This is a genomic window from Oxynema aestuarii AP17 (genome assembly GCF_012295525.1).
Classification (GTDB): domain Bacteria; phylum Cyanobacteriota; class Cyanobacteriia; order Cyanobacteriales; family Laspinemataceae; genus Oxynema; species Oxynema aestuarii.
In genome coordinates this window covers 1,281,105-1,306,715 of the sequence record NZ_CP051167.1, presented here as the reverse complement: position 1 = coordinate 1,306,715, position 25,611 = coordinate 1,281,105, and the positions used below count along the sequence as shown (strand labels likewise).

Genomic DNA, 25,611 nt, shown 5'->3' with positions numbered 1-25,611 from the left:
AGGGTTGACAGAGAAAGAGGGGGTTGCTAGATTAGTAAAGCGCTTGAGAGCGGCAGCGCGCCGCGAGCGAGCGACCGAACCTAGACAACACAAGAGTTTGACAGTCGGATTGACCGACAACAACCTCGTCAAAAGAAACTAAAACAGAGGTCTGTTTTCAGACCTCAAAAACAAGAGCGAAATCAGCTCTTCAATTCTTTTCTGAAAAGAAGAGGATAACACGGAGAGTTTGATCCTGGCTCAGGATGAACGCTGGCGGTCTGCTTAACACATGCAAGTCGAACGGACTTCCTCGGAAGTCAGTGGCGGACGGGTGAGTAACGCGTGAGAATCTACCTGAAGGATGGGGATAACTGTTGGAAACGACAGCTAATACCCAATAAGCCGAGAGGTAAAAAGGAAACCGCCTACAGAAGAGCTCGCGTCCGATTAGCTAGTTGGGAGGGTAAAAGCCTACCAAGGCAACGATCGGTAGCTGGTCTGAGAGGACGAGCAGCCACACTGGGACTGAGACACGGCCCAGACTCCTACGGGAGGCAGCAGTGGGGAATTTTCCGCAATGGGCGAAAGCCTGACGGAGCAAGACCGCGTGGGGGAGGAAGGCCCTTGGGTTGTAAACTCCTTTTCTCGGGGAAGAAGAACTGACGGTACCCGAGGAAAAAGCCTCGGCTAACTCCGTGCCAGCAGCCGCGGTAAGACGGAGGAGGCAAGCGTTATCCGGAATTATTGGGCGTAAAGGGTCCGCAGGTGGCGGTTCAAGTCTGCAGTCAAAGGTCGGGGCTCAACCCCGAAAAGGCTGTGGAAACTGAACAGCTAGAGTACGGTAGGGGCAGAGGGAATTCCCAGTGTAGCGGTGAAATGCGTAGAGATTGGGAAGAACACCGGTGGCGAAAGCGCTCTGCTAGGCCGAAACTGACACTGAGGGACGAAAGCTAGGGGAGCGAAAGGGATTAGATACCCCTGTAGTCCTAGCTGTAAACGATGGAGACTAGGTGTGGCCTGTATCGACCCGGGCCGTGCCGGAGCTAACGCGTTAAGTCTCCCGCCTGGGGAGTACGCACGCAAGTGTGAAACTCAAAGGAATTGACGGGGGCCCGCACAAGCGGTGGAGTATGTGGTTTAATTCGATGCAACGCGAAGAACCTTACCAGGGCTTGACATGTCGCGAACCCCGGGGAAACCTGGGGGTGCCTTAGGGAGCGCGAACACAGGTGGTGCATGGCTGTCGTCAGCTCGTGTCGTGAGATGTTGGGTTAAGTCCCGCAACGAGCGCAACCCTCGTCCTTAGTTGCCAGCAGTAAGATGGGAACTCTAGGGAGACTGCCGGTGACAAACCGGAGGAAGGTGGGGATGACGTCAAGTCAGCATGCCCCTTACGTCCTGGGCTACACACGTACTACAATGGGAAGGACAGAGAGCAGCAAGTACGCAAGTGCAAGCGAATCTCGAAAACCTTGCCCCAGTTCGGATTGCAGGCTGCAACTCGCCTGCATGAAGGAGGAATCGCTAGTAATCGCCGGTCAGCATACGGCGGTGAATACGTTCCCGGGCCTTGTACACACCGCCCGTCACACCATGGAAGTTGGCCAGGCCCGAAGTCATTACCCTAACCTTACGAGGAGGGGGATGCCGAAGGCCGGGCTGATGACTGGGGTGAAGTCGTAACAAGGTAGCCGTACCGGAAGGTGTGGCTGGATCACCTCCTTTAAGGGAGACCCAACTTTGGAAAAGGGAGAGGCAATCAAGACCCCCCAAAACCAGAGAATCCCGAGGTCGGTCGAGGTTAGAGAAGGAAAATCAGAAAAAGACTGTCAAACTCTTAGTGCGGTTCGCAGCGAGGGCTATTAGCTCAGGTGGTTAGAGCGCACCCCTGATAAGGGTGAGGTCCCTGGTTCGAGTCCAGGATGGCCCACCTAGAACCGGAGGGGGTATAGCTCAGTTGGTAGAGCGCTGCCTTTGCAAGGCAGATGCCAGCGGTTCGAGTCCGCTTACCTCCACCAACCATCGAGAGCCAAAAGAGTTAACTCAAAGCGAATTCAACACAGCACCCGTCATCTAGAAGGCAACAAAGAGCCGGAGTAGAGAAACGGAATGCTGGATTGAAACCCAGCAAAGAACCTTGAAAAAAGCATAGACACCAAGAGAAAAGCATAGGGAAAAAAATCCTAGAACAAGCCAAAAGTGGTCAAGCTACAAAGGGCTAACGGTGGATCCCTAGGCACGTCGAGGCGAAGAAGGACGTGGTGACCGACGAAACGCTCCGGGGAGCTGGAAACAAGCATCGAGCCGGAGGTCTCCGAATGGGGCAACCCCAAGCACGACCCATCGAATCCATAGATGGGAACGAGCGAACCTGGCGAACTGAAACATCTTAGTAACCAGAGGAACAGAAAGAAAAATCGATTCCCTCAGTAGCGGCGAGCGAAGCGGGAACAGCCTAAACCGAAGACATTAAGTCATCGGGGTCGTGGGACGGCAACAACGAGAGTAGAGGCAGTAGACGAAGCGGCTGAATACCGCACCAGAGGGGGTGAAAGTCCCGTAGTCGAAACCGCCAACCCCTCAGCCGAATCCCGAGTAGCACGGAGCCCGTGGAATTCCGTGTGAATCAGCGAGGACCACCTCGTAAGGCTAAATACTCCGACGTGACCGATAGCGAAACAGTACCGTGAGGGAAAGGTGAAAAGAACCCCGAGCAGGGGAGTGAAATAGAACCTGAACCCGTTAGCCTACAAGCAGTGGGAGGACGATTAAACGTCTGACCGCGTGCCTGTTGAAGAATGAGCCGGCGAGTTATTAGACGAGGCTAGGTTAAGGCCGAAAGAGCCGCAGCCCGAGCGAAAGCGAGTCCGAACAGGGCGTAAACAGTCTCGTTTAATAGACCCGAACCCGGGTGATCTAACCATGTCCAGGATGAAGCTTGGGTAACACCAAGTGGAGGTCCGAACCGACCGATGTTGAAAAATCGGCGGATGAGGTGTGGTTAGGGGTGAAATGCCAATCGAACCCGGAGCTAGCTGGTTCTCCCCGAAATGCGTTGAGGCGCAGCGGTCGAAGATGATGACGAGGGGTAAAGCACTGTTTCGGTGCGGGCTGCGAGAGCGGTACCAAATCGAGACAAACTCAGAATACTCGTCAAGAAAGCGACCAGTGAGACGGTGGGGGATAAGCTTCATCGTCGAAAGGGAAACAGCCCAGACCACCAGCTAAGGTCCCCAAATGACCGCTCAGTGATTAAGGAGGTGAGAGTGCACAGACAACCAGGAGGTTGGCCTAGAAGCAGCCACCCTTGAAAGAGTGCGTAATAGCTCACTGGTCAAGCGCTCTGGCGCCGAAAATGAACGGGGCTAAGCGGTCTACCGAAGCTGTGGAACGAGCAATCGTTGGTAGGGGAGCGTTCCCCGACGGGAGAAGCACTAGCGAGAGCAGGTGTGGACGTCGGGGAAGTGAGAATGTCGGCTTGAGTAGCGCAAACATTGGTGAGAATCCAATGCCCCGAAACCCTAAGGGTTCCTCCGGCAGGTTCGTCCGCGGAGGGTTAGTCAGGACCTAAGGCGAGGCCGAAAGGCGTAGTCGATGGACAACGGGTGAACATTCCCGTACGGATTGGAGTTGGCGCGGGAGGACGGAGTGGGTCGAGACCAGCCGGAAGTTGGTTACCGGTTCAAGTGTTCGAGACGAAGACCGACGGCGAAAACGTCGGGAGTTAAGGCACGAGTACGAGACCTTACGAGGTCGAAGTGGTACAGATCGAACTTCCAAGAAAAGCCCCAACCGCCATAAGCTTCAATTCCCTGTACCCGAAACCGACACAGGTAGGGAGGTTGAGAAAACCGAGGGGCGCGAGCTAACTCTCTCTAAGGAACTCGGCAAAATGGCCCCGTAACTTCGGGAGAAGGGGTGCCCCCTGATGGGGGGTCGCAGTGAAGAGGCCCAGGCGACTGTTTACCAAAAACACAGGTCTCCGCCAAGTCGCAAGACGCTGTATGGAGGCTGACGCCTGCCCAGTGCCGGAAGGTTAAGGAAGTCGGTCAGCCCTGCGGGGTAAAGCTGGCGACCGAAGCCCCGGTGAACGGCGGCCGTAACTATAACGGTCCTAAGGTAGCGAAATTCCTTGTCGGGTAAGTTCCGACCCGCACGAAAGGCGTAACGATCTGGGCGCTGTCTCGGAGAGAGGCTCGGCGAAATAGGATTGTCTGTGAAGATACGGACTCCCTGCACCTGGACAGAAAGACCCTATGAAGCTTTACTGTAGCCTGGAATTGGCTTCGGGCTTCGCTTGCGCAGCATAGGTGGGAGGCGTGGAAGGTTTCCTTGCGGGGAAACTGGAGCCATCACTGAGATACCACTCTGGCGAAGCTAGAAGTCTAACCTCGACCCCTCAGCGGGGGGAGGAACCGTTTCAGGTGGGCAGTTTGACTGGGGCGGTCGCCTCCTAAAAGGTAACGGAGGCGCGCAAAGGTTCCCTCAGGCTGGTTGGAAATCAGCCGTCGAGTGTAAAGGCACAAGGGAGCTTGACTGCGAGACCTACAAGTCGAGCAGGGACGAAAGTCGGCCTTAGTGATCCGACGGTTCCGAGTGGAAGGGCCGTCGCTCAACGGATAAAAGTTACTCTAGGGATAACAGGCTGATCTCCCCCAAGAGTTCACATCGACGGGGAGGTTTGGCACCTCGATGTCGGCTCATCGCAACCTGGGGCGGAAGTACGTCCCAAGGGTTGGGCTGTTCGCCCATTAAAGCGGTACGTGAGCTGGGTTCAGAACGTCGTGAGACAGTTCGGTCCATATCCGGTGCAGGCGTAAGAGCATTGAGAGGCGCCCTCCTTAGTACGAGAGGACCGGGAGGGACACACCGCTGGTGTACCTGTTATCGTGCCAACGGTAGACGCAGGGTAGCCATGTGTGGCGTGGATAACCGCTGAAAGCATCTAAGTGGGAAGCCCACCTCAAGATGAGTGCTCTGGTGGAGTTAATCCAGTAAGGTCCCGGGCAGATTACCCGTTGATAGGCGTTAGGTGGAAGTCCTGCGAGGGATGTAGCCGAGACGTACTAACCGACCGAGCGCTTGACCTCTTTTCTCTCTTGGTTGTCTTTGCTTTTTTGAAGGTTTTTCCTTCTCTCTCTTTCCGGGTGCCTATGGCCTTGAGGCCCCACTCCGATCCCTTCCCGAACTCGGTTGTGAAACTCAAGTACGGCCACGATACTTGGAGGGTTGCCTCCTGGGACAATAGCTCGCTGCCCGGTTCTTTCTTAGATAAAACCCCTGCACTTCTGTGTGGGGGTTTTGTTGTTTGGAGTTTCTCTTTTAAAATGCATCCCAAGGGAGAGGGAGGATTTCAGTGAGGGGGGTTTGGTTACCAAACCCCTACTTGATTTTTGGGTATTTTCTTTATAAACGACTGATGCAGTTTAAATGTCTAACAGCTTAGTTGGTATTATCTATTTTGACGATCTTAGCATCTGAATTGATGTTGATGGGTGATAAAACCAAGTTTTTATTAAGTGTAAATTAAGGTTTAATTAAGGTTATTTTTTGGGTTTTATGGGTTAGATGTTTTGTAGAAAACCGATTTGGTGTGCCGATCGCGCCTCCATCGCCTTTCCAAGCGCGATTTGCGCGGTTGAGACCATAGGGGCTGGATGCAACCCCGGCGTGAATGAACAGGGATTCGAGATGACAGGTGTCAGGGGCAAGAGGAAAAGCACGGCTAGCCCAAGTGTTATTTTTTAATATCGATTATTAACAATATTTTGGTATATCAATGAGAATGGTATTAGACACTACCTTGACTCGTAATTATGTTTTCTCTAGAAGCGACCAAAAATCTCTCCAGACCGGAACTGAGCCAGGGGAATCAGGTCTTAGTGGTGGAAGATGAGGATCTGATCCGCGAGATGCTGGTTCTGGCGTTGGAGGAGGAAGGTTATGACGTAAAGACGGCGGCGGACGGACAAACGGCATTGAACTATTTTTATGACGCTCAGAATGGTCAAGGGGAATTTCCTTTCGATCTAATTATTTTGGATTTGATGTTGCCGCAGGTGAATGGCTTGGATTTATGCCGCTTGTTGCGGCATCAGGGCAATCCGGTTCCGATTTTAATTTTAAGTGCGAAGGGGAGCGAAACCGATCGCGTTTTGGGTTTGGAGGTGGGTGCGGATGACTATCTGACCAAGCCGTTTAGCATGAGGGAGTTGGTGGCGCGCTGTCGAGCTTTGTTACGACGCCAACGTTTAAATGGATTGTCGCAGCCTCCGGTTCTGGAGTTCGGACAGATCAATCTATACCCGCAAGAATGCCGGGCGATCGTTCGCGGTCAGGAAGTCAATCTATCGCCAAAGGAATTTCGCTTGCTGGAATTATTTATGAGCTATCCTCGACGAGTCTGGTCGCGAGATCAACTGCTCGATCGCGTGTGGGGGCCGGATTTTGTCGGTGATAGTAAAACCGTAGACGTTCACATTCGCTGGTTGCGAGAAAAATTAGAAGTGGATCCGAGTCAACCGGAGTACATCATTACCGTTCGGGGATTTGGTTATCGTTTGGGCTAAAAACAGGATCGTCAAGGGGCGATCGCGGCAGTCAGACGATCGCCCCTTCCCGCTCGATCCCCATAGATTTTCAACCCTCTGGGATCCCACGAGCCGACCCCAGGGTATTGTTGATGAGGAGGCGAGATGACTGGAGTGGCATTTTTACTAGGTCTGGCTCTCGGAATGGCGTTCTGGTTGTTCGATCGCTGGTGGAATCGCAAGCAGTTATCTCAACTACTCAACGGTTTACCCACCGATTTTGTCGAAGTTTCGATGCCTTTGCTTTACCGCCTCAGACGGGCGATCGCTTTGACCGATCGCGAACGGCAGCAATTTGCCGCACAACTCCAAATCTGGCAACAAGTCTTACAAGTTGCCCCATTAGGATACTTGCAAGTTGACGAAGAAAATCAACTCCTCTGGTGCAATTCCCAAGCTCAATTACTCCTACAGATCCAACGGTGGCAACCGGGGGAAGCCCGGTTATTGCTCAAATTCGTTCGTTCTTACGAACTCGACCAACTCATTGAAACTACCCGAACCCAACAACAACCGGGAGTGCGCGATTGGGTCTTTCATCCCTCCGTGCAAGACGGTTCCGATGTTGCCAAAACCCGATCGCTGACCCTGCGCGGTTACAGTTGGCCTTTACCCCAAGGACAAGTGGGAGTTTATCTCGAAAATCGCCAACCCTTAGTCAACTTGGCTCAAAGTCGCGATCGCTGGATTTCCGATTTAGCTCACGAACTCAAAACCCCATTAACTTCAATTCGATTGGTCGCCGAAGCCTTACAAGACCGTCTCGATCCCCCCTGGCGTCAGCGCGTCGAGCGCTTATTTGACGAAACCGAACGGTTGATCAAATTAGTTCAAGACTGGTTGGAACTGAGCCAGATCGAAGGAGAACCCGCACAGACACTCTCGCGCAAACCTTTAGAATTAGTCGGCTTAATTCAATCGGTTTGGCAAACTTTAGAACCCTTAGCCAAACAAAAACAACTCTCTTTTCAATATTCCGGCTTGAGTCGCGTCTGGGTCAAGGCGGATGAATCGCGACTTTACCGAGTTTTACTCAACATTCTCGATAACAGCATTCGTTATAGTTCCGTTGGCGGCAACATTCAAGCGGTCGTCTCTTTTGACGATCGCCCGCCAACTCACCACCCCAACGAGATCGCCACTGGAAACCGCCGCTTCCTCCAAATCGATTTAATTGATAGCGGACCGGGTTTTTCCAGTACCGATCTCCCTTGCGTATTCGAGCGCTTGTATCGAGGGGACGCCTCGCGATCGCGCCAACGATCGGACCCGACCGGATCGAAGCTGCACCCTTATGCTGTCGGTGCGGGTTGCGGTCTCGGTTTGGCGATCGCCGAACAAATTGTCTTGGCCCATCGCGGTCAAATCTCAGCCAAAAATCACCCGGAGACAGGGGGCGCGTGGTTGCAAATTCAGCTTCCTTACGACGACGACCCCCAATAACCGCGCCTCCCCATCACCCCCGTTTCAGCCATTGCTTCTTGAATCCCCGTTAGAATTTATGGTTGTTTGCCAACAGTTTCAACACAATAGTTAAGTAGTAGAGTTATGCTAACGAACAAGCAATGGCCACAGATGTTTGGGTGACTTCCTCCTCTAACTCCAATTCGCGATCGACCCATTTTCGGCGAAAAGTTAAACGCTTAGAACGGGATATTTTACGCATGGGCGCCTTAGTCGAGCAATCTTGCCGTCTGAGTCATCAAGCCCTCTTTGACCGCGACTTATCCTCAGCTCAAGCCATTGCTTTGCTCGACAAACAAATCGATCGCTTCTACAAAGAAATTGAATCAGATTGCGTCGTCTTAATGACGTTGCAAGCTCCTGCGGCGATCGATTCCCGCCTGATCGGCGCCTTCATGCAACTGGTCAGAGATTTAGAACGCATCGGCGATTACGCCCAAGATATTGCCGAACTCGCCGTCAAACTCTTCCCCTATCCGACTCACGAATGTATGCCTCAAATTGAGGAAATGGCCCATCAAGTCCAGGCGATGTTAGCCGCCAGCCTCGTCGCTTTAGCGGATTTGGACGCCGAAAGTGGCAAGCACATCAAAGAACTCGATACGATTGTCGATGAGGCTTACGATCGCCTTTACGACCGCCTCGCCCATCAGCGAGATGTCAAAGGTGTTGTAGAACCTCTGTTATTATTAGCTTTGGTGATTCGCCATCTCGAACGCATGGCCGATCACGCGACGAATATCGGCCAGCGCGTCGCCTATATTGTCAACGGTCATCGGTGATCCCCGTTTGACTCGATCTCGATCGCTTGCACCGTCGATTGGCTCGAATGGCGATCGGCGATCGCGTTCGATCGATCCGAATTCCGTTGGACCCTGGCGTGGTTACAACTTCCCCTCTCAAACAACTTTTATTCTGATTTTTCAACCCTTCCTCAAAAGATAAATCTCTTCAAAAGATTTTGAAAAAGAGTTGCGCAACCCTACCAATCGCGCCAATTTTTATTGCTTAAAAACTGTGTCCAGACCCCATTTTTCTGTAAATCCTCTAGTGTAAACACGACGATCTCCCCCGTTGTCATCGAGGATCTCTCCTACAAATTTTCTCGGCTATCTCTTGAATAGATTCAAGTTTAAACCCTATTTTTTTGAGTTTTTAAGTCGATCGATTCTTCCCCATCGTACCTTTTAAAGTAATTTTCAACAATCGCGCAAAAATCTCCGAGCGATCGCCAAAAATCCTCAACCGATAAATTTAATAAAACCCCAAATAAACATAAAAAATACCCCTAACTTAACCCTTCCATTACTAAAGCTTTACCAAACCATAAGAAAAATGAATTATAACATTCATGATATTTTATTGAGTTCTATAAAGCCTCGAAAAGCATTCTCAACCCTTGGCCTCTAGCACTAGAAACCATTACCGATTCGTGATAAGTTTCAATAAGTTGCAGGTTAAAATTCAAATTAGCGTCGAGCGATCGTAGCTCATTGAAAAACCAGCAACAGTTCAACCCAAAACTTTTAGTGAAGGTGTGAGGATCGACTTATGTCAAGAGTGCTTTGGCAAGCTCTCCGACTAGGTTCGACAGCGATGAGTGCCGGATTTTTGCTGTCCGCCCCGGTTTTAGCCCAAGAGGTCTCAGCCGTAGGCAACCCCAGTCAGCCCAACCCCGGTTCCAGCCGGGAGTCTAACAACGTACTGCAAGAACTCAATCAATACTCCCAAGTCAATTTAGACACAGGGCCACTCGAACGGATCAACTCCGTTTCCAACCTGCAAGACGTCTCACCAACCGATTGGGCCTTCCAAGCGCTCCAATCTTTGGCCGATCGCTACGAATGCCTGCTCGCCTATCCAGACGGCACCTATCGCGGCAATCGGGCGATGACCCGTTATGAATTCGCCGCAGGCTTGAACGCTTGTCTCGAACGGGTTCAAGTCCTGATCGACCAAAACCTCGCCAACCTCAATCCAGAGGACTTGGCCAGCTTACGGCGTCTACAAGAAGAATTTAGTGCCGAACTGGCGACCTTGCGCGGACGGGTAGATGCCCTCGAAGTACGCACCGCAGAATTAGAAGCCAACCAGTTTTCCACCACGACCAAACTCGATGGCGAAGCACTGTTTGCCCTGGTCGATGCTTTTGGCGATCGCGGCGTCACCACCGCAGGAGGAGAAGACACCGAAACCTCGTTTGGCTATCGGGTTCGCTTGACCTTAGATACCAGCTTCTCCGGCAAAGATCGTTTGAGAACCCGTCTGCAAGCCATCGATACCGCCCGCTTGGATGGCACCACCGGAACCGTCATGAGTCGGTTGGGGTTTGACGGCGAAGACGGCGGAGTCTTGGAACTCAACCGCCTCGAATATCGCTTCCCCGTCGGCAATAACGCCCGCTTCTGGCTGGCAGGCTCTGGGATCGACCAAGACCACATTATCTCCCCGATCAACCCCTTATTTGAAAGCAGTGGCGGGGGTGCCGTGTCCCGCTTCGGACGCCGCAACCCGACCATTTTCAGACAACCTTCAGGGTCTGGATTTGGGGTCGAACTCAAAGCGGGAGATCTTCTGACCATTTACGGCGCTTACCTCGCAGACAACGCCGGAACGCCGACAGCCCGCAATGGCTTATTTGACGGCGCCTATAGCGCCACCGGACAAGTGGTTGTCTCTCCAGTAAGCGGTCTTGACCTTGGCGTGGCCTACTCTCACAGCTACTTCCCCTCTGGAGAAGTCAACGTTTCCGGCAGTACCGGGAGTAATAACGCCCGTCGTCCGTTTAGCAACGATGTCGCCACCAGCAGCAATAACCTCGGCGTACAAGCCAGTTGGGCGCTCAGTCCCGTAACGATTTCCGGTTGGGCGGGCTGGTCGTTTGCAGAAGCTCGGGTCAGCGATGGTGCCGTTTCCGAAGGCGATACGGCAACGATCTTTAACTGGTTAGTCAACGTCGGTGTTCCCGATCTCGGTAAAGAAGGTAGCCTCTTGGGCATCCTCGTCGGTCAACCCCCTAAAGTCGTCGATAACGATGTTAACGGAGCCGAAGATGAAAGTACCTCTTTGCATATCGAAGCCCTTTACAAATATCCGGTGACGGATTGGATCGATATTACCCCTGGGTTTTTCGTGATTACCAATCCCGATCACAATGACGACAATGATACGATTTGGGTAGGTACGATCAGAACTCGTTTCAAATTCTAAGTGAGCTGGCGAGTCTGAATAGAAAAAAGGGAACTCATTGCCTTATGATCGTGAGTTCCCTTTTTTCTATTCAACTTAAACCCAAATTGAAACAACCCAAATTGAAACCCATAAATGCTTATCTAGCCCAAGCGGTACCCCGCCAAATCATTAAGAACAAAACGGCAGAAATAATAGCCGCTAAAATCCACTTGGTCGAACTTTCGAGTAATGCCAACCGTCGGTTGGATTGTAGTTGTCGAGCCTGCTGTTGGACTTGCTCTCGGGCCTGTGGAATTCTGGCAAGAACCTCGCCGCGTAGTTGTTCCGGATTGGTCGTATCGACCGGTAATCCGAGACGATTGAGTTCTGTCGCTAAGTTTTGCAAATCGGCTTGACTCCCCCCGCCGACTTGTTGTTCGATTTGTTCGAGTTGGGCCAGTTGGCGATCGGCTTGTGCGGCAATTTCTTGAGTATTTTGATTGTTCACTCGGACAGAATCGACAATTCCCAGAGGAACGAGTAAAAAACACAAAATTGCCAGCAGTAGAGAAAGCCAAGATAAAACCTTGACCACGAGGCTTTCTAAACCACTTCGGTTGTAATCTTCGCCAAAGAATACCAAACCGAGACCGAGCAAAGGAACGGGGATTCTTTCCATCAATGCCCCCATTGTTTGCAATTCCCAAGCCGCATTCATAAATTGGGGGGGAATCACTGTTTGAAAGAAATCAAATAAGGCTAGGAGCAATAACCCGTAACCAATCAAACGAATGCGGGAGATAGATTTGAGTTGATCCGCACTAAAACGGAGGAGTTCATCAACCGATCGGTTGATGTCATAACCTTCTGATTGACTCATAAGAATAGCACCTTGGGGTGAGGTGAAACAGACTGACAAAAATTTAAGAGGAAGGAAAAAGAGGTCGCCACTGTTGGTACCAGGAAAACCAAACGTTTTCTAAAGTTGAATAGGTTTGTTCGAGAGAATCTGGGTCAGTTGTGGCCGATAAAACTGTCCAAAGACAAGTAAAATCTCGGAGTTCCTGTTGGCCGATCAGCCATAGTAGAATCCGAGGAGGGGTTAAGTCATGGCTATTGCGATTTTGGCGGAACTGATCTCCCGTTACGGTGGTTTCTCCACGGGGATTGATGCAAGCACTCAGATAAGCGCGATCGCCACTCGCCCATAACTGATAGGTTCCTATATTTTCACGCTCGCGTACTGCTAGTGTACCAGCCAATGTCTGGGTCTTGAGATACTGCTTAATAAACCCCCTAATATCTCCCTCGGTTTGGACGATATAGTGCATTTGAATATCGACCGAGCGATCGTTACGAGAGTATTGATAGTCTCTGGCGGCAATTCGGTTGGAATCCTCAACAGTGGCGATCGCCGAACTGCTTTCAAGTTGCCAGCCTTCTAAATTAACAGAATCGGGAAAATTAAATTCGCCAACTGGTTGGGTACTCCCGGGAATAAAAACTACTTTTATCGTCCCGAGTAGTACGGCACAAAAAGTAACGGCTAGAAATCCGATTCTAATCGGTTGAGACCAAATTTTTTCCTTTAGCACTGTTGCGAATCCTCTTTATCGGGAGGGGTTCTCAAAATAAAAAACCAACAAATTAGTCCAAAAATGAAGACTCCTAAAAGAGAAAACACGAGAGAACCATCGCCGTAGTGCCAGTATTCAAAGGCTTCTCGTGAGGAATAAGCCACGAGCAGTCCCATTAAGGCCACTCGTATCCCATTGACCACAAATCCAAGGGTAATAGCAATTAAGGGAAGCAAAAATTTTTGTTTCAAACTTGTGGGAAACATAAATAAAAATAAGATGGCTATTCCCAAAATTTGAATCATGGTGCCATAGCCGGAACACCCGGAGTACACTTCAATACTCCCGGTGGGCAGTTGGACTAAAACACCGTCTCGTTGGACGGGAAAGCCCATATACCATAACAAAAGTGCGGAAAATTTTGCCGTTACGGGGGTGATGTCGTAAATTCCCAATAACAAACCTGTAGAAATCGAGATTAGGGACAGAATTAACAGTTCTTGCCAGTATTGTTTGAGACCTTTAAAGCCGGAGGCCAACAGAGCGAGTCCGAACGCGGATAGAAATGGAGAAACTCGTAAAAAAATGTCGTATTCGGAAATTGAAATACTTTTGAGCAGGACAATCGTGAGAATTCCCAGTCCAACTAGACTGGAGAAAAGATCGCTTTGTAAGTTTAAATGTTTGGATCTTTCCCAAAGTAAAAAGGCGGCGGCTCCCCAAAATAGAAAACTTGCTCCCAACACGTCGATATTGTCCGATCGCCAAGTTAACGTTAAGTGAATGGTAATTAAACCTGCTCCAATTGCCACTAACCAAGATCTCGGCTGTTGTAAGGTAGTAGACCAATTCATTGAATTTTCCCTCTAGTGTGACTGGAAGGCAGCCCGGTCAAGGCTTAAGAATAATCGATTTGGCGCTGAAAATTCGGTCAAAATTTGACCTTCTACCCGGGCGATCGATCGCCCGAGTTCACATTGAATCTCAACCATAAGCTGGATGCTCGAACCTTTCTCTTTGTTTAATCCAGATGGGCAGAAGCACCCCAAGGCTCTATGAATACTAAGGTATTCTAGTGCGCTTTTCTCACCGATGGAAGTTTGGCGAAGGGGGACGAGGGCGTTCGCTCATCGACTCCAAAGGAGTATCGCCCCTCGTCAATCCAGGTTAGTCGCCAAAAAAGGAGTTGGCAAATCTGCCAACTCCCAGGAGTAACTGAAGTTACAAGTCATATAATGGCGCGTGGTTGAGAGAAGCGCCTAGCTGATTTCGCCGGATTGTTTGTTGCGACGACGGCGGGCGATCGCCAAGCCAGCAGCACCCAGAGCCATCCCCCCAATCGTGAAGGGTTCGGGAACGGCTTCAGCCGTCACGGTGAAATCGTTGAAGTCGTTATCGCCACCGCCGATAATATCTTCAAAGGACAGGGAAATCGGTCCGCCAAACGGATCGGCAGCGCTGAAATCGCCCGCATTACTTAACGCGACTGCTTCCGGGTTACCACCGGAACCAAAGACGGTCTGTTGAGAACCATTTCTGTTCAAGCTGCTGGTACTGTAAACGGGGGTAATATTGTTGCCGTTATAGGTACTGGTCAATCCCAAGGTGTAAACTTTGCCAGCTAAGAACGTGAAGCTTTGGGTTGCCGAACCGACCAAGTTGGATGCGGTTCCCAAGAACCCGTTTGCGGAACCGTTATCAGAACCGTTGGCTTCTTGAAACAGCGTCGCAACAGCCGATCCGAGGGAATTTGAATTAACTTCAAAGACTTTTAGGGCTGAGGTAAACGCCCCGTGAGTTTGGCTGAAGTTGAAGCGGACTTCCGTATCTTTCTCGAAACTGATGCCGTCCGTTCCAAACATAAACGCTTGTGCTGGAGCGGCGACACCGAGCATTGCGGTAGCAGCAACGGCGGCGGTCAAACCGGGGATAAGTTTGTGTTGAGTCATGATTGCACTCCCTAATCTAGCTTTTAGTTTCTAGTTCCTATGTTCCTATTATGATCCGTCCGTGGAGATTGTCTCCCCTGCTGAAGAATTCTTTATAGAATCTTCATAGCTTCCTTATTTTTACTAAGCTTGTACTAAGACTTATTCAACATACTTATTAGCTTATCTGAGTTTCAACTCAAACGCCTACGATCTCACTCATCCTTTCATTGTGACCTCGGTCACAAATTGCTACAACCCTTGTAGGCTAAAGCTTTTCCGGTTTAAAAATTGAGAAATTTGAGTTAGTAAACTAGACGATCGCCCCACGTCTCAAAGCCCATCTTATCCTTCAAAATGATTGAATTTACTCGTTTTATCCGTGGAAATACGTATTCTTTTGAAGAATTTTATCCGAACACATAAAATAAGCTAGTTAATTTTACGGAATTGTCCAGTAAAGCTATAGCAAAAAGGGAAAAACTGAGAAGGGGTTTAAAACGATCGCCAGCGATCGCTCGCCAGGGACGAACTCCTCCACCCGGCTCGAATCGACCTGTTAATTTGTTTCAATTTTAGCAAATTTTACGATCCGGTACGATCGGCGTGGATCGAAGGCTAGATCGGATTTTAAGCGTCGCCGATTTTATCTAAGTCAGCTACACTTTCCCCAGTGACTTTTGCAGAGTGAGGATTTATAAACCCCATCCTCTCGACGATCGAGATCGAAACTTCAGCAAATCAGATCGATTTTAAGTGAGTGGGATCGGGGCAGTTGCAATCCGGGGTGGAAAAGGTCGGGGTATGAAGCGATCGCGTCAGAGCGCGACCCTGAGAGAGCCAGAGATTTGTACCGCTCAAGGAAAAAAACAACTGTAAATCGTTAAACTGATCGTGAGGCGATCTTTTCGAGGGAGAAGCCCATCTTCCCGAGATCCCCTCAAGAGATTTCCGGTTGTTGAAAAAGCAACTCGAATCAGAAAACAGCGAATAAACAGTGAATTGTATTGTTTTCAAGGCGGTACAGTGCCAAATCGTAATTTTTTAATTCCTCTGTTCGTCACTCTGGGTTTGTGGACGGTTCCCGCACCGATGCAGGGACAGGCGTTACTGCCCTATACCCTAGAACTGGATGCGACTCAATTAGAACAACAAGGATTGATGCTAGCTGAAGAAGCGGCTCAACTGGCCAGATTTCAGCAATATGAATTAGCCTTACCCAGAGCCAAACTGGCGACGCAACTGGCGCCGCAAACCTCGCAGGCGTGGGCGATCTTAGGCAGTTTGTACTTACAAACCGATGAAGTCGATCGAGCCATTTCGGCATTGGAGCGCGCTCAAGAGTTCGATCGCGAGAATCCCTCCATTTTCTTCGCGTTAGGTTCGGCGCACTTTCAAAAGCAACGCTACGGGCGTGCGGTGGAGCAGATTGAAGCGGGTCTAAAACTGCAACCGGACGTTCCGGGAGCCTTATTCGATTTGGGTAATGCCTATTACATGCTCGAAAAGTTCTCCGACGCGATCGCCCAATACGAACAAGCGCTGGCGAAAGACCAAACCTTCTGGCCCGCCGTCAATAACATCGGTCTGATCGAGTACGAACGCGGCGACATCGAGACGGCGATCGCCAAATGGCAAACCGCGATCGACATCGATCCCGAAGCGGCGGAACCGCAATTGGCAGTAGCGGTGGCCTGGTGGGCGCGAGGACAACAAGAACGGGGCTTACGCATCGGTGAAGCGGCGTTACGCTTAGATCCGCGCTACGGGGATCTGGAATTTCTCAAAGAAAATCTGTGGGGCGATCGCTTGATCGCAGATACCAAAAAATTCTTCCAAACCCCGCGCATTCAAGCAATGCTCGCACAAAGTGGAGTCAGCGCACCCAATTCTAACTTTCCCTAAAGACCGAGTGGGGGTGGCGATAGGATCCACGAGAAAGAGATCGGGCTGAGGCGATCGGGGTCGAGATCGAAGCTCAGATCTCCGAAGGTCGGCGGGCGATCGCGTCGATGGAGAGTCGAAGCGGTGCGGCCAAAACCAATCAACCACTCTCGGCGAGCCTTCGCCTGCAATCGTCTTTCTTGGCTGGCGCGTCACCGGAAACGCGAACGAGGGCTATTCTTTGCCCGTCTCTTTCGGTAGTAAAGCTGTAATCGAATCGACAAACTCTTGGTGGTCCACGACGGGCTTTGAGATGTAGCCGTCGGCTCCACTCTGATCCAGAAACGACTCGCGATCGCCCGCCATCGCGTGAGCCGTCACCAAAATAATCGGTAACTTAGCCGTTTTGGGGTCGGCTTTGAGCATCTGCGTAATTTTGATGCCATCGACCGCCTTTCCTTGATAAACACTACGCGAAAGGGAAACGTCCATCAAAATCACGTCGGCTTCTCCGGCATGAGCAATTTTCATCACCTCTTCCACATTTTCGGTATGCTTGACGTTTAAACCCCCGCGCTTGGTGAGGATCTTAGAAAACACGCGAGCATTGACTAAATCGTCCTCAACAATTAGAACGGTTCTCATGGCGCTTTCCTTTTAGCTCGATGTGTAGGATGCACTCATCAATCAGACTATCGATTTTGATAGTACGCTGACAAAGTGTCCTGAAACTTCCTATTCGCTAACAATAGCGTCATTGGACTCAAATTGCAGGACACCGTTGAAAGTTGGTTTGTTCAGGAACGGAAACTCATGGCGAAACAGTTAAACCTACTGTCCTCCGGACAGGTCATCCCGACTGCCTTGCACGCGGAAATGCAACAGTCTTACCTCGAATATGCCATGAGTGTGATTGTTGGGAGGGCCTTGCCTGACGTCCGCGATGGCTTAAAACCCGTTCACCGCCGCATCTTGTACGCGATGCACGAATTGGGTTTGACCCCCGATCGCCCCTATCGCAAATGCGCCCGCGTCGTCGGCGACGTACTCGGTAAATACCACCCCCACGGCGATCAAGCCGTTTACGACGCCATGGTGCGCTTGATTCAAGACTTTTCCAGTCGCTACCCGCTTTTGGGGGGTCACGGAAATTTCGGCTCGGTGGATAACGACCCACCTGCGGCCATGCGCTACACCGAAACCCGTCTCGCCGAAATTGGCAATGAAGCCTTACTCGACGAGATTGCAGAGTCTACGGTCGAGTTTATCGGGAACTTCGACAACTCCCAACAAGAACCGACCGTTTTACCCGCCCAATTGCCCATTTTACTGCTCAATGGCTGTTCGGGGATTGCCGTGGGCATGGCGACGAACATTCCGCCCCACAATTTGGGCGAAATTGTCGATGGGGCGATCGCCTTGATCGATCGCCCGACCCTTTCCGACGACAAACTCTTCGAGTTGATTCCCGGCCCGGACTTTCCCACGGGAGGCGAAATCGTCGAAACTGACGGCATTCGCAGCGCCTACACCACCGGACGCGGCATCATCCCCGTGCGCGGCGTCACCCAAATTGAGGAAATCCAGGGGGGACGAGGACGCCACCGCCGCACGGCGATCGTCGTGACCGAGTTACCCTTTCAAGTTAACAAAGCGGGCTGGATTGAAAAGGTCGCCGATTTAGTCAACCAAAGTAAACTCGACGGGATCTCCGACATCCGCGACGAGAGCGATCGCGAAGGCATTCGCGTCGTGATCGAACTGAAACGAGAAGCCGATCCCCACACGGTTCTCTATCACCTCTACCACCAAACGCCCTTACAAAATAACTTCGGGGTGATTCTCCTCGCCCTCGTCAACGGTCAGCCGAAACAACTGCCCCTACGCGAGGTTTTACAGGAATTTCTCAATTTTCGAGAACAAACCCTCACCCGCCGCTACACCCACGAACTCGAAGAAACGGAAAATCGCCTACACTTGCTCGAAGGCTTGCTCGCGGCGTTAAACCACCTCGACGAAGCGATCGCGATCTTACGCAACAGTCCCGATGGCAGCACGGCGAAAATTACCTTTCAAGAGCAACTCAACTTGAGTGCGGCTCAAGCAGATGCGATCCTGGCGATGCCAATGCGCCGGATTACCGCCCTAGAACGGCAGAAAATTGAGGAAGAACAAGCCCAACTCGAAGCCAAACGCAAAGAATTAAAGCGTTTGCTCGGCGATCGCCACGAACTGCTTAAAGAACTTAAAAAACACCTGCGCGCCCTCAAACGCAAGTACGCCGACCCGCGACGGACGCGAATTATTTCGGAACGGGAAGCGGCGGCGGCGACGGCGAAAGCCAAACCGCGCCAATCGGGTAAAACCCGCGAAACTTCGGGCGGAAAAGGAAAAGCGGATGCGGGCAAAACCCGTAAATCGTCTCGTTCCCGTGCGACTCCCGCAACGGCAGAATTAGAACGGCCTCCAGAAGAGGCGATCGTCGGGTTTACCCAACGCGGCTACGTCCGGCGATTGTCCCCCGGCGCGATCGAGCCGAAGGAAAACCACCGCCGGAAAACGGCAACGGTGGAAGAACTCGCCGCCAATGAAGATTTTTATATCCACAGCGAGTTAACGAAAACCGATCGCGATATTTTGGTGTTTTTAACGACCGGAAAAGCTTATTCGGTGAAAGTCGGCGATATTCCACCGACCACGGGACGCAATGCGAAAGGAACGCCATTGATTACGTTGTTGCCCCCGTCGGCGCAAGGGGATCCCGAGGCGATCGCCGCCCACTTGCTTCGCTCGGACGAACCGACAAGCACCAATTTGATCCTCTTAACCCAGCGCGGTCGGATCAAACGCCTGTCGCTATCGGAGTTCGAGAACCTCAGCGCGCGCGGGCTGACGGCGTGCAAACTCAAAAATGGAGATGCTCTGGAACGGGTCGTTCTCGCCCGTCGTCACGAGCAACTGGCGATCGCGACCTCCGGCGGTCGGTTGCTGCGCTTGGCGATCGACGACGAGCATTTACCGATTTCAACGCGCACCTCCCAACCCCAATCTGCCTTGCGCTTGGGTAAGGGAGAACACCTCGTCGGCTGCGTGGCCCTGCGCGATCGCGACCATCTGATCCTCGTTTCCCGCCAAGGTTACGCCAAACAACTGCCCCTCAATTTAATTCGACTCGCCAAACCCGGGGATTTGGGAATGCAATCGATGCCATTTAGATCGCGAGAAGACGCTTTGGCGGGTATTTTTTCCCCGCCGCCGGACAGCGATTTGATCGTGTTGACCGATAGCGATCGCCTCTTGTCCGTTCCGGTGCGATCGATCCCCGTCAAAGGCAAAGACGATCCCGGCGATCGCCTCTCCAAATTTAAAGCGAAAGAAGAAATCGTCTCTTTACTCAGTTCCGCCAGTACGATTTAAACCCGTCGAACGCTCCATTGAGCCTCTTTCCTCTCCCTACAATCCGCTTGCATTTCGATCGGGAGCCAATTTTGGCTCCTTTTTTTGGTTGAGACACGCAAACAAGGCTAAAATACAAAAATGATAATCATTCTAAAAAAGGAGTCCCGACGTGTCTCAATTGAGAGTCCCAACCTCCTCCCAGTCAGAAACCCTGACGGAAACTGATGCGAGCCTAACCCTTTTCCAGAGACAGCGTCCTCGTCGCCTGCGTCGTAGCGAAGGGTTGCGACGCATGGTGTGCGAAACCAGCTTGAGCGTGGATAATTTGGTTTATCCCTTATTTGTTAAGGAAGGAGAAGGACAACCGGAAGCAATCCCCTCGATGCCCGGATGTTTTCGCTATCCCCTCGATCGATTACTTGAAGAAATCGAACAAGCATCGGAATTGGGGATTGGGGCGATCGCCCTGTTTCCCGTCATCCCCAACGAATACAAAGACCGTCGTGGAAGCGAAAGCTACAATCCCAACGGGTTAATTCCCCGAACTCTTCGCGCCATCAAACAAGAATTTCCCCAAATGATGGCGATCGCCGACGTTGCCCTCGATCCCTACAATAGCCAAGGACATGACGGTATTGTTGAAAACGGCAAAATCCTCAATGACCAAACTGTAGCCGTCCTCGTCAAGCAAGCATTAACACAAGCAGAAGCTGGAGCTGATTTTGTTGCCCCCTCCGACATGATGGACGGTCGGGTAGGAGCGATCCGCCAAGCCCTAGATGCCGCAGGTCGGGCAGATGTCGGTATTCTCGCTTATACCGCCAAATATGCCTCGGCTTACTACGGACCGTTTCGAGATGCCCTCGATTCGGCTCCCCAGTTTGGGGATAAAAAGACCTACCAAATGGATCCGGGCAATGGTCGAGAAGCCCTTAAAGAGGTCGATCTCGATATTGAAGAGGGGGCTGACATCGTCATGGTCAAACCAGCCCTGGCATATTTAGACGTTATCGATCGCATCAAAGAGCATACCCACTTACCTGTTGCGGCTTACAACGTTAGTGGCGAATACGCGATGGTAAAAGCAGCAGCCCAATGCGGTTGGATTGATGAAGAAAAAGTGATGCTCGAAACCTTGACCTGTATAAAACGAGCCGGAGCCGATTTAATTCTCACCTATTTTGCTAAAGAGGTTGCGGCTTTATTAGCCAGGTAAATCTGTTGTCAATTGGGAGATTTCCACGATCGCTCCATGGTGAATGGAGTGCGGTTATTACAACTTCGATCTCAATCCGATCGGAGAAGAGTTTGCAGCTCTTTTTGAGTTGACAAAGCTGCTCTATCGACCCTTTTAACTTCTGTCAAAATTGCATCACTACGTTGAGGAAAAGCAGACGATGGACGATCCAAACAAGAAAGTTTTATGGGTTCCCAAACGAGGGATGCCCATTACGATAATTACCGGATTTTTGGGGAGTGGGAAAACAACCTTGCTCAATCATATTTTGAGTAACAATAAAAACCTGAAAATCGCCGTTCTTGTTAATGAATTTGGCGACATCAATATTGACAGTCAATTGCTAGTTTCTATAGATGAGAATATGCTAGAGCTGAGCAATGGCTGTATTTGCTGTACGATTAATGATGGTTTAGTCGATGCCGTCTATCGTATTTTAGAACGGAGCGATCGCATCGACTATATGGTAATTGAAACTACCGGAGTTGCCGATCCCCTGCCAATTATTCTGACCTTTCTTGGAACCGAACTGAGAGACTTTACCCGACTCGATGCGATCGTGACGATGGTCGATGCGGAAAGCTTCACGCCAGATTGCTTTGACAGCGAAGCAGCCTTAAAACAAATTGCTTATGCAGATATCACCATTTTGAATAAAACTGATTTGGCAATACCGGAGAAAATAGAGAGTTTGGAAGCTTACATTCGCACGATTAAAGAAGGGGCGAGAATTCTTCACAGTCAACATGGAAATGTACCGCTCCCCTTAATTTTAGACGTGGGTCACAACCAGCGAGAAACCTATGACGAGTTACTGGGAGAAGGCGATCGCCCGACGCACTCGGATAACGATAATGAAGATCCTAAAGATCGCCATCACCATCACCACGACCACCAGGACCACCACGACCACCAGGACCACCACGACCACCACGACCACCATCATTCTTCCCATTTAGATAATGATGGTTTTGTCTCGATTTCATTTGAGAGCGATCGCCCCTTCGAGGTCAAAAAATTTGAAACTTTCTTACAAGAAAGATTGCCACAAAATGTGTTTCGAGCCAAAGGGATTATTTGGTTCCAAGAAAGCGAGTTAGCCAATATCTTTCAACTGAGCGGTCCGCGCTTCGACTTGCAAACCGAGCAATGGAAAACGTCACCCAAAAACCAACTCGTATTTATCGGTCGCGGTCTCAATGGAGAGCAAATCCGACAACAGTTAATGGACTGCCTGACCCGAACGCCCAGTTTACAGTGAAGGTCACTTACTTTCAGGAACCATTGCTTGAGAACCATTGCTCAACAACGATTGTTTCATCCCCTCACTCACCAATTGCTTATGAATTTCTCTATTTCACCGGACGGGATTGACGCCAAACCGACGCTAAACCGACCGCCGTCTCCAGTCTCCGAAGCGCAGATGCAAGAAGCTGTGCGAACCCTTTTACTGGGGATCGGAGAAGATCCCGATCGCGAAGGCTTGCGAGATACACCAAAACGAATGGTTAAAGCGCTGCGCTTCTTAACTTCGGGTTACCAGCAATCTTTAGACGAACTGCTCAACGGTGCTATTTTTGAGGAAAATACGAATGAAATGGTGTTGGTACGCGACATCGATCTGTTTAGCTCCTGCGAACACCATATTTTACCCATTCTCGGACGAGCCCACGTGGCGTATATTCCCAATGGCAAAGTCATTGGTTTGTCTAAAATTGCCCGTATTTGTGAAATGTATGGCCGTCGCCTTCAAGTTCAGGAACGACTGACACAGCAAATAGCAGATGCGTTGCAAGGATTGCTCAAACCTCAAGGGGTTGCAGTTGTCGTGGAAGCCACCCACATGTGTATGGTGATGCGCGGGGTGCAAAAGCCCGGTTCGTGGACGGTGACCAGTTCGATGCAAGGGGTGTTTGCGGAGGATGCGAGAACCCGACAAGAATTCATGGATTTGATCCGTCATCATCCATCGTTTCATTAACGATTGGGGCGATCTCCTGACCCATACGATCGGTCGAAATCGATCGGGTTGAATGGGGTGTTTAAGTTAACGCCCATTCAGATAAAACAGTCGAGAAAAAAGACCTGTAGGTTTGACATTGTCCAAACTTGCAGGTTTTTTCTACAGGGTCGGAACTTTTAAGTCGATCGCGAATTGCAGGTGCAAAGTCTCGTCAACCTTACCCGCCGCATGGGGTCGGGATCGATCGCCCGATCGGTCAAAAAGTGGTTTGCATTAACAGTAAAGAGACTAACCGCCACTGACCGGAGGAATCAAGACGACTTCATCTCCGTGTTGGAGGGGGGTATCGGCGCTGACGAATTGCAAATTGACCGCGAAACGAGTTACCGGGCGCCACCGTTCCAATTCGGGATGTTCGCCGACGAGGCGATCGAGGACGGCGACGACGGGGGTGTTCGGGGGCAATTGTAAAGTTAATTGTTCGCAATTGTAAGCTTCTTGGTAAGCGGCAAACAATTTGAGCGAGATGGTTATCGAAGAATCAGTCATCGCAGCAGGGAAACAGACAGTTATTTTTTAAGGATACGCAAGGGAAGATCGCCGATAACAGTGAAGACATGGACAGGCGATCGCGATCGCTCGGCTAAAAGCATCCTAGACAATCGAACGCAACGCAGTACAATTGCGACACAATCGCGGCGGGGATGACGGCGGGCGATCTCGCCTTGCTCCCGCGTCAACAACGAGCGGATTGCTCCCGAAGAAATCACCCCAAACTTGGGGAAGTGTTTCCGAGAGCAACTTAGTGTCAACCAAGCCCATAGGATCCTTCCTAGTATCGACCTCTCTGGACTATGAAACAACGCTGGCTGTTAATTTTACTCTTTGCCTTGACGCCCACCGTGGCTTTGGCGCAAGCCGAACCGGAAGCGCCCCAAACCCTCGTCAATCAGATCGATGCCATTTTCACCCCTATTGTTAATACGATGGCATCGGTTCTCTTATTCGATGTTTTTAGCGTTCCGCTTATCGTCCTCTGGCTGGTTGCGGGGGCGATCTTCTTTACCTTCCGCATGGGATTTATCAACTTGCGCGCCTTCAAACACGCTTGGTTCGTGATTGCAGGACATTACGACGATCCGGCGGAAGAAGGCGAGGTTACCCATTTCCAAGCTCTCGCCGCCGCCCTTTCCGCCACCGTAGGATTGGGAAATATTGCCGGGGTGGCGATCGCCGTTTCTATCGGCGGACCGGGTGCGATGTTCTGGATGACAGTAGCCGGGTTATTCGGAATGAGCAGTAAATTCGTCGAATGTACCCTGGCACAAAAATATCGGATCCACCTAGGTAACGGACAAGTTGCAGGCGGTCCGATGTACTACTTATCCAAAGGCTTGAGCGAACTGGGTCTGCGTCCTTTAGGGAAGTTTCTAGCGGCTTTGTTTGCAGTTTGCTGCATTGGGGCAGCGTTTGGAGGCGGGAATATGTTCCAAGCCAACCAATCTTACGTCGCCGTCGCGGGAGCGTTCAGCCAATTATTCGGGGAAAATACGACCCTGCCGAGTTGGATTTACGGTGTCGGCATCTCGATCCTCGTGGCTTTGGTCATTATCGGTGGAATTCGACGGATTGGCGCGGTTGCTGCCGCGTTGGTGCCGTCGATGTGTGCGATCTACATCCTGGCTTCTCTTTGGATTATTTTAGTCAACTTACCTGCGGTTCCCGGTGCTGTTGGCAGCATTATTTCGGAAGCATTTCTGCCGAAAGCGGTTGAAGGCGGCTTTATCGGGGTGTTAGTGCAGGGGTTGCGCCGTTCGGCGTTCTCCAACGAGGCGGGATTGGGTTCGGCGGCGATCGCCCATGCTGCCGCACGCACTCACGAACCCGTCCGCGAGGGGATTGTTGCCTTACTCGAACCGTTCATCGACACGGTCGTGATCTGCAACATGACCGCCTTGGTCGTCGTGATTACCGGAGAATATGCAGACCAGTCCACGGCGCCGGGAGTGGAAACGACGGCGGCAGCGTTCGGTACGGTCATCGAGTGGTTCCCCTTGGTGTTGGGATTGGCGGTGTTCTTATTCGCGTTCTCGACGATGATTTCCTGGAGTTACTACGGCGAACGCGCCTGGACTTATCTGTTCGGCGAACAAACGATGATTATTTACCGTTTGATGTTCGTGGTTTGCGTGTTTATCGGGTCGGTGGTCAATTTGGGTGCCGTTCTCGATTTTGCCGACATGATGTTATTTTCGATGGCTTTTCCGAACATCCTCGGCGCTTTCTTACTCTCGAATAAGGTGCTAGACGATCTCAACGATTACATGGCCCGATTGAAAAGCGGCGAAATGCCCGTGTTTAAGTAATCGGTCGGGGGGAAAGAGCATTGTTTTCTTTCCCCTCGTTCCCCACTCCG

General features: G+C 51.0%; 16 protein-coding genes, 2 tRNA genes and 3 rRNA genes. 15 read left to right on the top strand and 6 right to left on the bottom strand.

All coding sequences use genetic code 11. From position 1 onward, the window contains the following. The first annotated feature begins 217 nt into the window (after nt 1-217). The 9 genes from HCG48_RS05170 (at nt 218) to HCG48_RS05130 (ending at nt 11,246) form a co-directional block, all read left to right on the top strand. Nucleotides 218-1,707 (top strand): 16S ribosomal RNA (locus HCG48_RS05170). A gap of 131 nt (nt 1,708-1,838) precedes the next feature. Continuing rightward, nucleotides 1,839-1,912, top strand: a tRNA-Ile gene (locus HCG48_RS05165). A 12-nt stretch (nt 1,913-1,924) separates the two neighbouring features. Then, nucleotides 1,925-2,000 (top strand) — tRNA-Ala (locus tag HCG48_RS05160). A gap of 183 nt (nt 2,001-2,183) precedes the next feature. Continuing rightward, nucleotides 2,184-5,072: ribosomal RNA gene (locus HCG48_RS05155) — 23S ribosomal RNA — on the top strand. Between the two features lie 53 nt (nt 5,073-5,125). Further along, nucleotides 5,126-5,243 (top strand): 5S ribosomal RNA (gene rrf, locus HCG48_RS05150). The 16S, 23S and 5S rRNA genes sit together here with 2 tRNA genes alongside, the layout of an rRNA operon. 555 nt (nt 5,244-5,798) lie before the next feature. Beyond that, nucleotides 5,799-6,551, top strand: coding sequence for a response regulator transcription factor (locus HCG48_RS05145; RefSeq protein ID WP_168568190.1), 753 nt, complete (start codon nt 5,799-5,801; stop codon nt 6,549-6,551). 126 nt (nt 6,552-6,677) lie between these two features. Continuing rightward, nucleotides 6,678-8,015, top strand: a complete 1,338-nt coding sequence (locus HCG48_RS05140; protein ID WP_168568189.1) for a sensor histidine kinase — start codon at nt 6,678-6,680, stop codon at nt 8,013-8,015. A 122-nt stretch (nt 8,016-8,137) separates the two neighbouring features. After that, nucleotides 8,138-8,818 carry a phosphate signaling complex protein PhoU gene (gene phoU, locus HCG48_RS05135; protein ID WP_168568188.1) on the top strand — a complete coding sequence of 227 codons (681 nt, stop codon included), beginning with the start codon at nt 8,138-8,140 and terminating at the stop codon, nt 8,816-8,818. Between the two features lie 814 nt (nt 8,819-9,632). Then, nucleotides 9,633-11,246, top strand: coding sequence for an iron uptake porin (locus tag HCG48_RS05130; RefSeq protein WP_246259918.1), 1,614 nt, complete (start codon nt 9,633-9,635; stop codon nt 11,244-11,246). Between the two features lie 118 nt (nt 11,247-11,364). On the opposite strand, the gene hpsJ-A is transcribed toward HCG48_RS05130, so the two are convergent. From hpsJ-A to HCG48_RS05110, 4 genes are all read right to left on the bottom strand, one after another. After that, nucleotides 11,365-12,087: an HpsJ-like protein, cyanoexosortase A-associated gene (gene hpsJ-A / locus HCG48_RS05125; RefSeq protein WP_210437180.1), complete on the bottom strand. Its 723-nt coding sequence runs from the start codon at nt 12,085-12,087 to the stop codon at nt 11,365-11,367. Between the two features lie 43 nt (nt 12,088-12,130). Then, complete coding sequence (locus HCG48_RS05120) at nt 12,131-12,802, bottom strand: cyanoexosortase A system-associated protein (RefSeq protein WP_168568186.1); 672 nt, start codon at nt 12,800-12,802, stop codon at nt 12,131-12,133. Next, nucleotides 12,796-13,638, bottom strand: a complete 843-nt coding sequence (gene crtA, locus HCG48_RS05115; protein WP_168568185.1) for a cyanoexosortase A — start codon at nt 13,636-13,638, stop codon at nt 12,796-12,798. The genes HCG48_RS05120 and crtA overlap by 7 nt, the downstream gene beginning before the upstream one ends. A 405-nt stretch (nt 13,639-14,043) precedes the next feature. Then, entirely contained in the window at nt 14,044-14,733 is a 690-nt protein-coding gene (locus tag HCG48_RS05110) for a DUF4114 domain-containing protein (protein ID WP_210437179.1), read from the bottom strand. Between the two features lie 1,005 nt (nt 14,734-15,738). Here HCG48_RS05110 and HCG48_RS05105 point away from each other — a divergent pair. Further along, nucleotides 15,739-16,617 (top strand): tetratricopeptide repeat protein, encoded by an 879-nt coding sequence (locus tag HCG48_RS05105; protein WP_246259916.1) that lies wholly within the window; start codon nt 15,739-15,741, stop codon nt 16,615-16,617. Between the two features lie 213 nt (nt 16,618-16,830). Here HCG48_RS05105 and HCG48_RS05100 read toward each other — a convergent pair whose 3' ends face one another. Beyond that, the gene (locus HCG48_RS05100; protein ID WP_168568184.1) at nt 16,831-17,241 is read right to left on the bottom strand and encodes a response regulator; all 411 of its coding nucleotides are present in this window, start codon (nt 17,239-17,241) and stop codon (nt 16,831-16,833) included. Between the two features lie 168 nt (nt 17,242-17,409). On the opposite strand from HCG48_RS05100, the gene HCG48_RS05095 reads away from it, so the two are divergent. The 4 genes from HCG48_RS05095 to folE all read left to right on the top strand — a co-directional run bounded on the left by HCG48_RS05095 (nt 17,410) and on the right by folE (nt 23,213). After that, entirely contained in the window at nt 17,410-20,013 is a 2,604-nt protein-coding gene (locus tag HCG48_RS05095; protein WP_168568183.1) for a DNA gyrase/topoisomerase IV subunit A, read from the top strand. A 193-nt stretch (nt 20,014-20,206) separates the two neighbouring features. Continuing rightward, the gene (gene hemB, locus HCG48_RS05090) at nt 20,207-21,211 is read left to right on the top strand and encodes a porphobilinogen synthase (protein WP_210437242.1); all 1,005 of its coding nucleotides are present in this window, start codon (nt 20,207-20,209) and stop codon (nt 21,209-21,211) included. Nucleotides 21,212-21,392: 181 nt separating this feature from the next. Further along, on the top strand, nt 21,393-22,493 hold the full coding sequence (locus HCG48_RS05085) for a CobW family GTP-binding protein (RefSeq protein WP_168568182.1): 1,101 nt from the start codon (nt 21,393-21,395) through the stop codon (nt 22,491-22,493). An 81-nt stretch (nt 22,494-22,574) separates the two neighbouring features. After that, nucleotides 22,575-23,213: a GTP cyclohydrolase I FolE gene (gene folE / locus HCG48_RS05080; RefSeq protein WP_168568181.1), complete on the top strand. Its 639-nt coding sequence runs from the start codon at nt 22,575-22,577 to the stop codon at nt 23,211-23,213. Nucleotides 23,214-23,483: 270 nt separating this feature from the next. Here folE and HCG48_RS05075 read toward each other — a convergent pair whose 3' ends face one another. Continuing rightward, nucleotides 23,484-23,744, bottom strand: a complete 261-nt coding sequence (locus HCG48_RS05075) for a MoaD/ThiS family protein (protein WP_168568180.1) — start codon at nt 23,742-23,744, stop codon at nt 23,484-23,486. Between the two features lie 305 nt (nt 23,745-24,049). On the opposite strand from HCG48_RS05075, the gene HCG48_RS05070 reads away from it, so the two are divergent. Then, a complete protein-coding gene (locus HCG48_RS05070) occupies nt 24,050-25,561 on the top strand; it encodes an alanine/glycine:cation symporter family protein (protein ID WP_168568179.1) in 1,512 nt (503 codons plus the stop codon). Nucleotides 25,562-25,611 lie beyond the last annotated feature (50 nt).

Coding starts and splice junctions, on each gene's coding strand:
- HCG48_RS05075 (WP_168568180.1), bottom strand. CDS start 23,744: ATGACTGATTCTTCGATAACCATCTCGCTCAAATTGTTTGCCGCTTAC.
- crtA (WP_168568185.1), bottom strand. CDS start 13,638: ATGAATTGGTCTACTACCTTACAACAGCCGAGATCTTGGTTAGTGGCA.
- HCG48_RS05140 (WP_168568189.1), top strand. CDS start 6,678: ATGACTGGAGTGGCATTTTTACTAGGTCTGGCTCTCGGAATGGCGTTC.
- HCG48_RS05070 (WP_168568179.1), top strand. CDS start 24,050: ATGAAACAACGCTGGCTGTTAATTTTACTCTTTGCCTTGACGCCCACC.
- HCG48_RS05110 (WP_210437179.1), bottom strand. CDS start 14,733: ATGACTCAACACAAACTTATCCCCGGTTTGACCGCCGCCGTTGCTGCT.
- HCG48_RS05130 (WP_246259918.1), top strand. CDS start 9,633: ATGAGTGCCGGATTTTTGCTGTCCGCCCCGGTTTTAGCCCAAGAGGTC.
- phoU (WP_168568188.1), top strand. CDS start 8,138: ATGGCCACAGATGTTTGGGTGACTTCCTCCTCTAACTCCAATTCGCGA.
- folE (WP_168568181.1), top strand. CDS start 22,575: ATGAATTTCTCTATTTCACCGGACGGGATTGACGCCAAACCGACGCTA.
- HCG48_RS05095 (WP_168568183.1), top strand. CDS start 17,410: ATGGCGAAACAGTTAAACCTACTGTCCTCCGGACAGGTCATCCCGACT.
- hpsJ-A (WP_210437180.1), bottom strand. CDS start 12,087: ATGAGTCAATCAGAAGGTTATGACATCAACCGATCGGTTGATGAACTC.
- HCG48_RS05085 (WP_168568182.1), top strand. CDS start 21,393: ATGGACGATCCAAACAAGAAAGTTTTATGGGTTCCCAAACGAGGGATG.
- HCG48_RS05100 (WP_168568184.1), bottom strand. CDS start 17,241: ATGAGAACCGTTCTAATTGTTGAGGACGATTTAGTCAATGCTCGCGTG.
- HCG48_RS05145 (WP_168568190.1), top strand. CDS start 5,799: ATGTTTTCTCTAGAAGCGACCAAAAATCTCTCCAGACCGGAACTGAGC.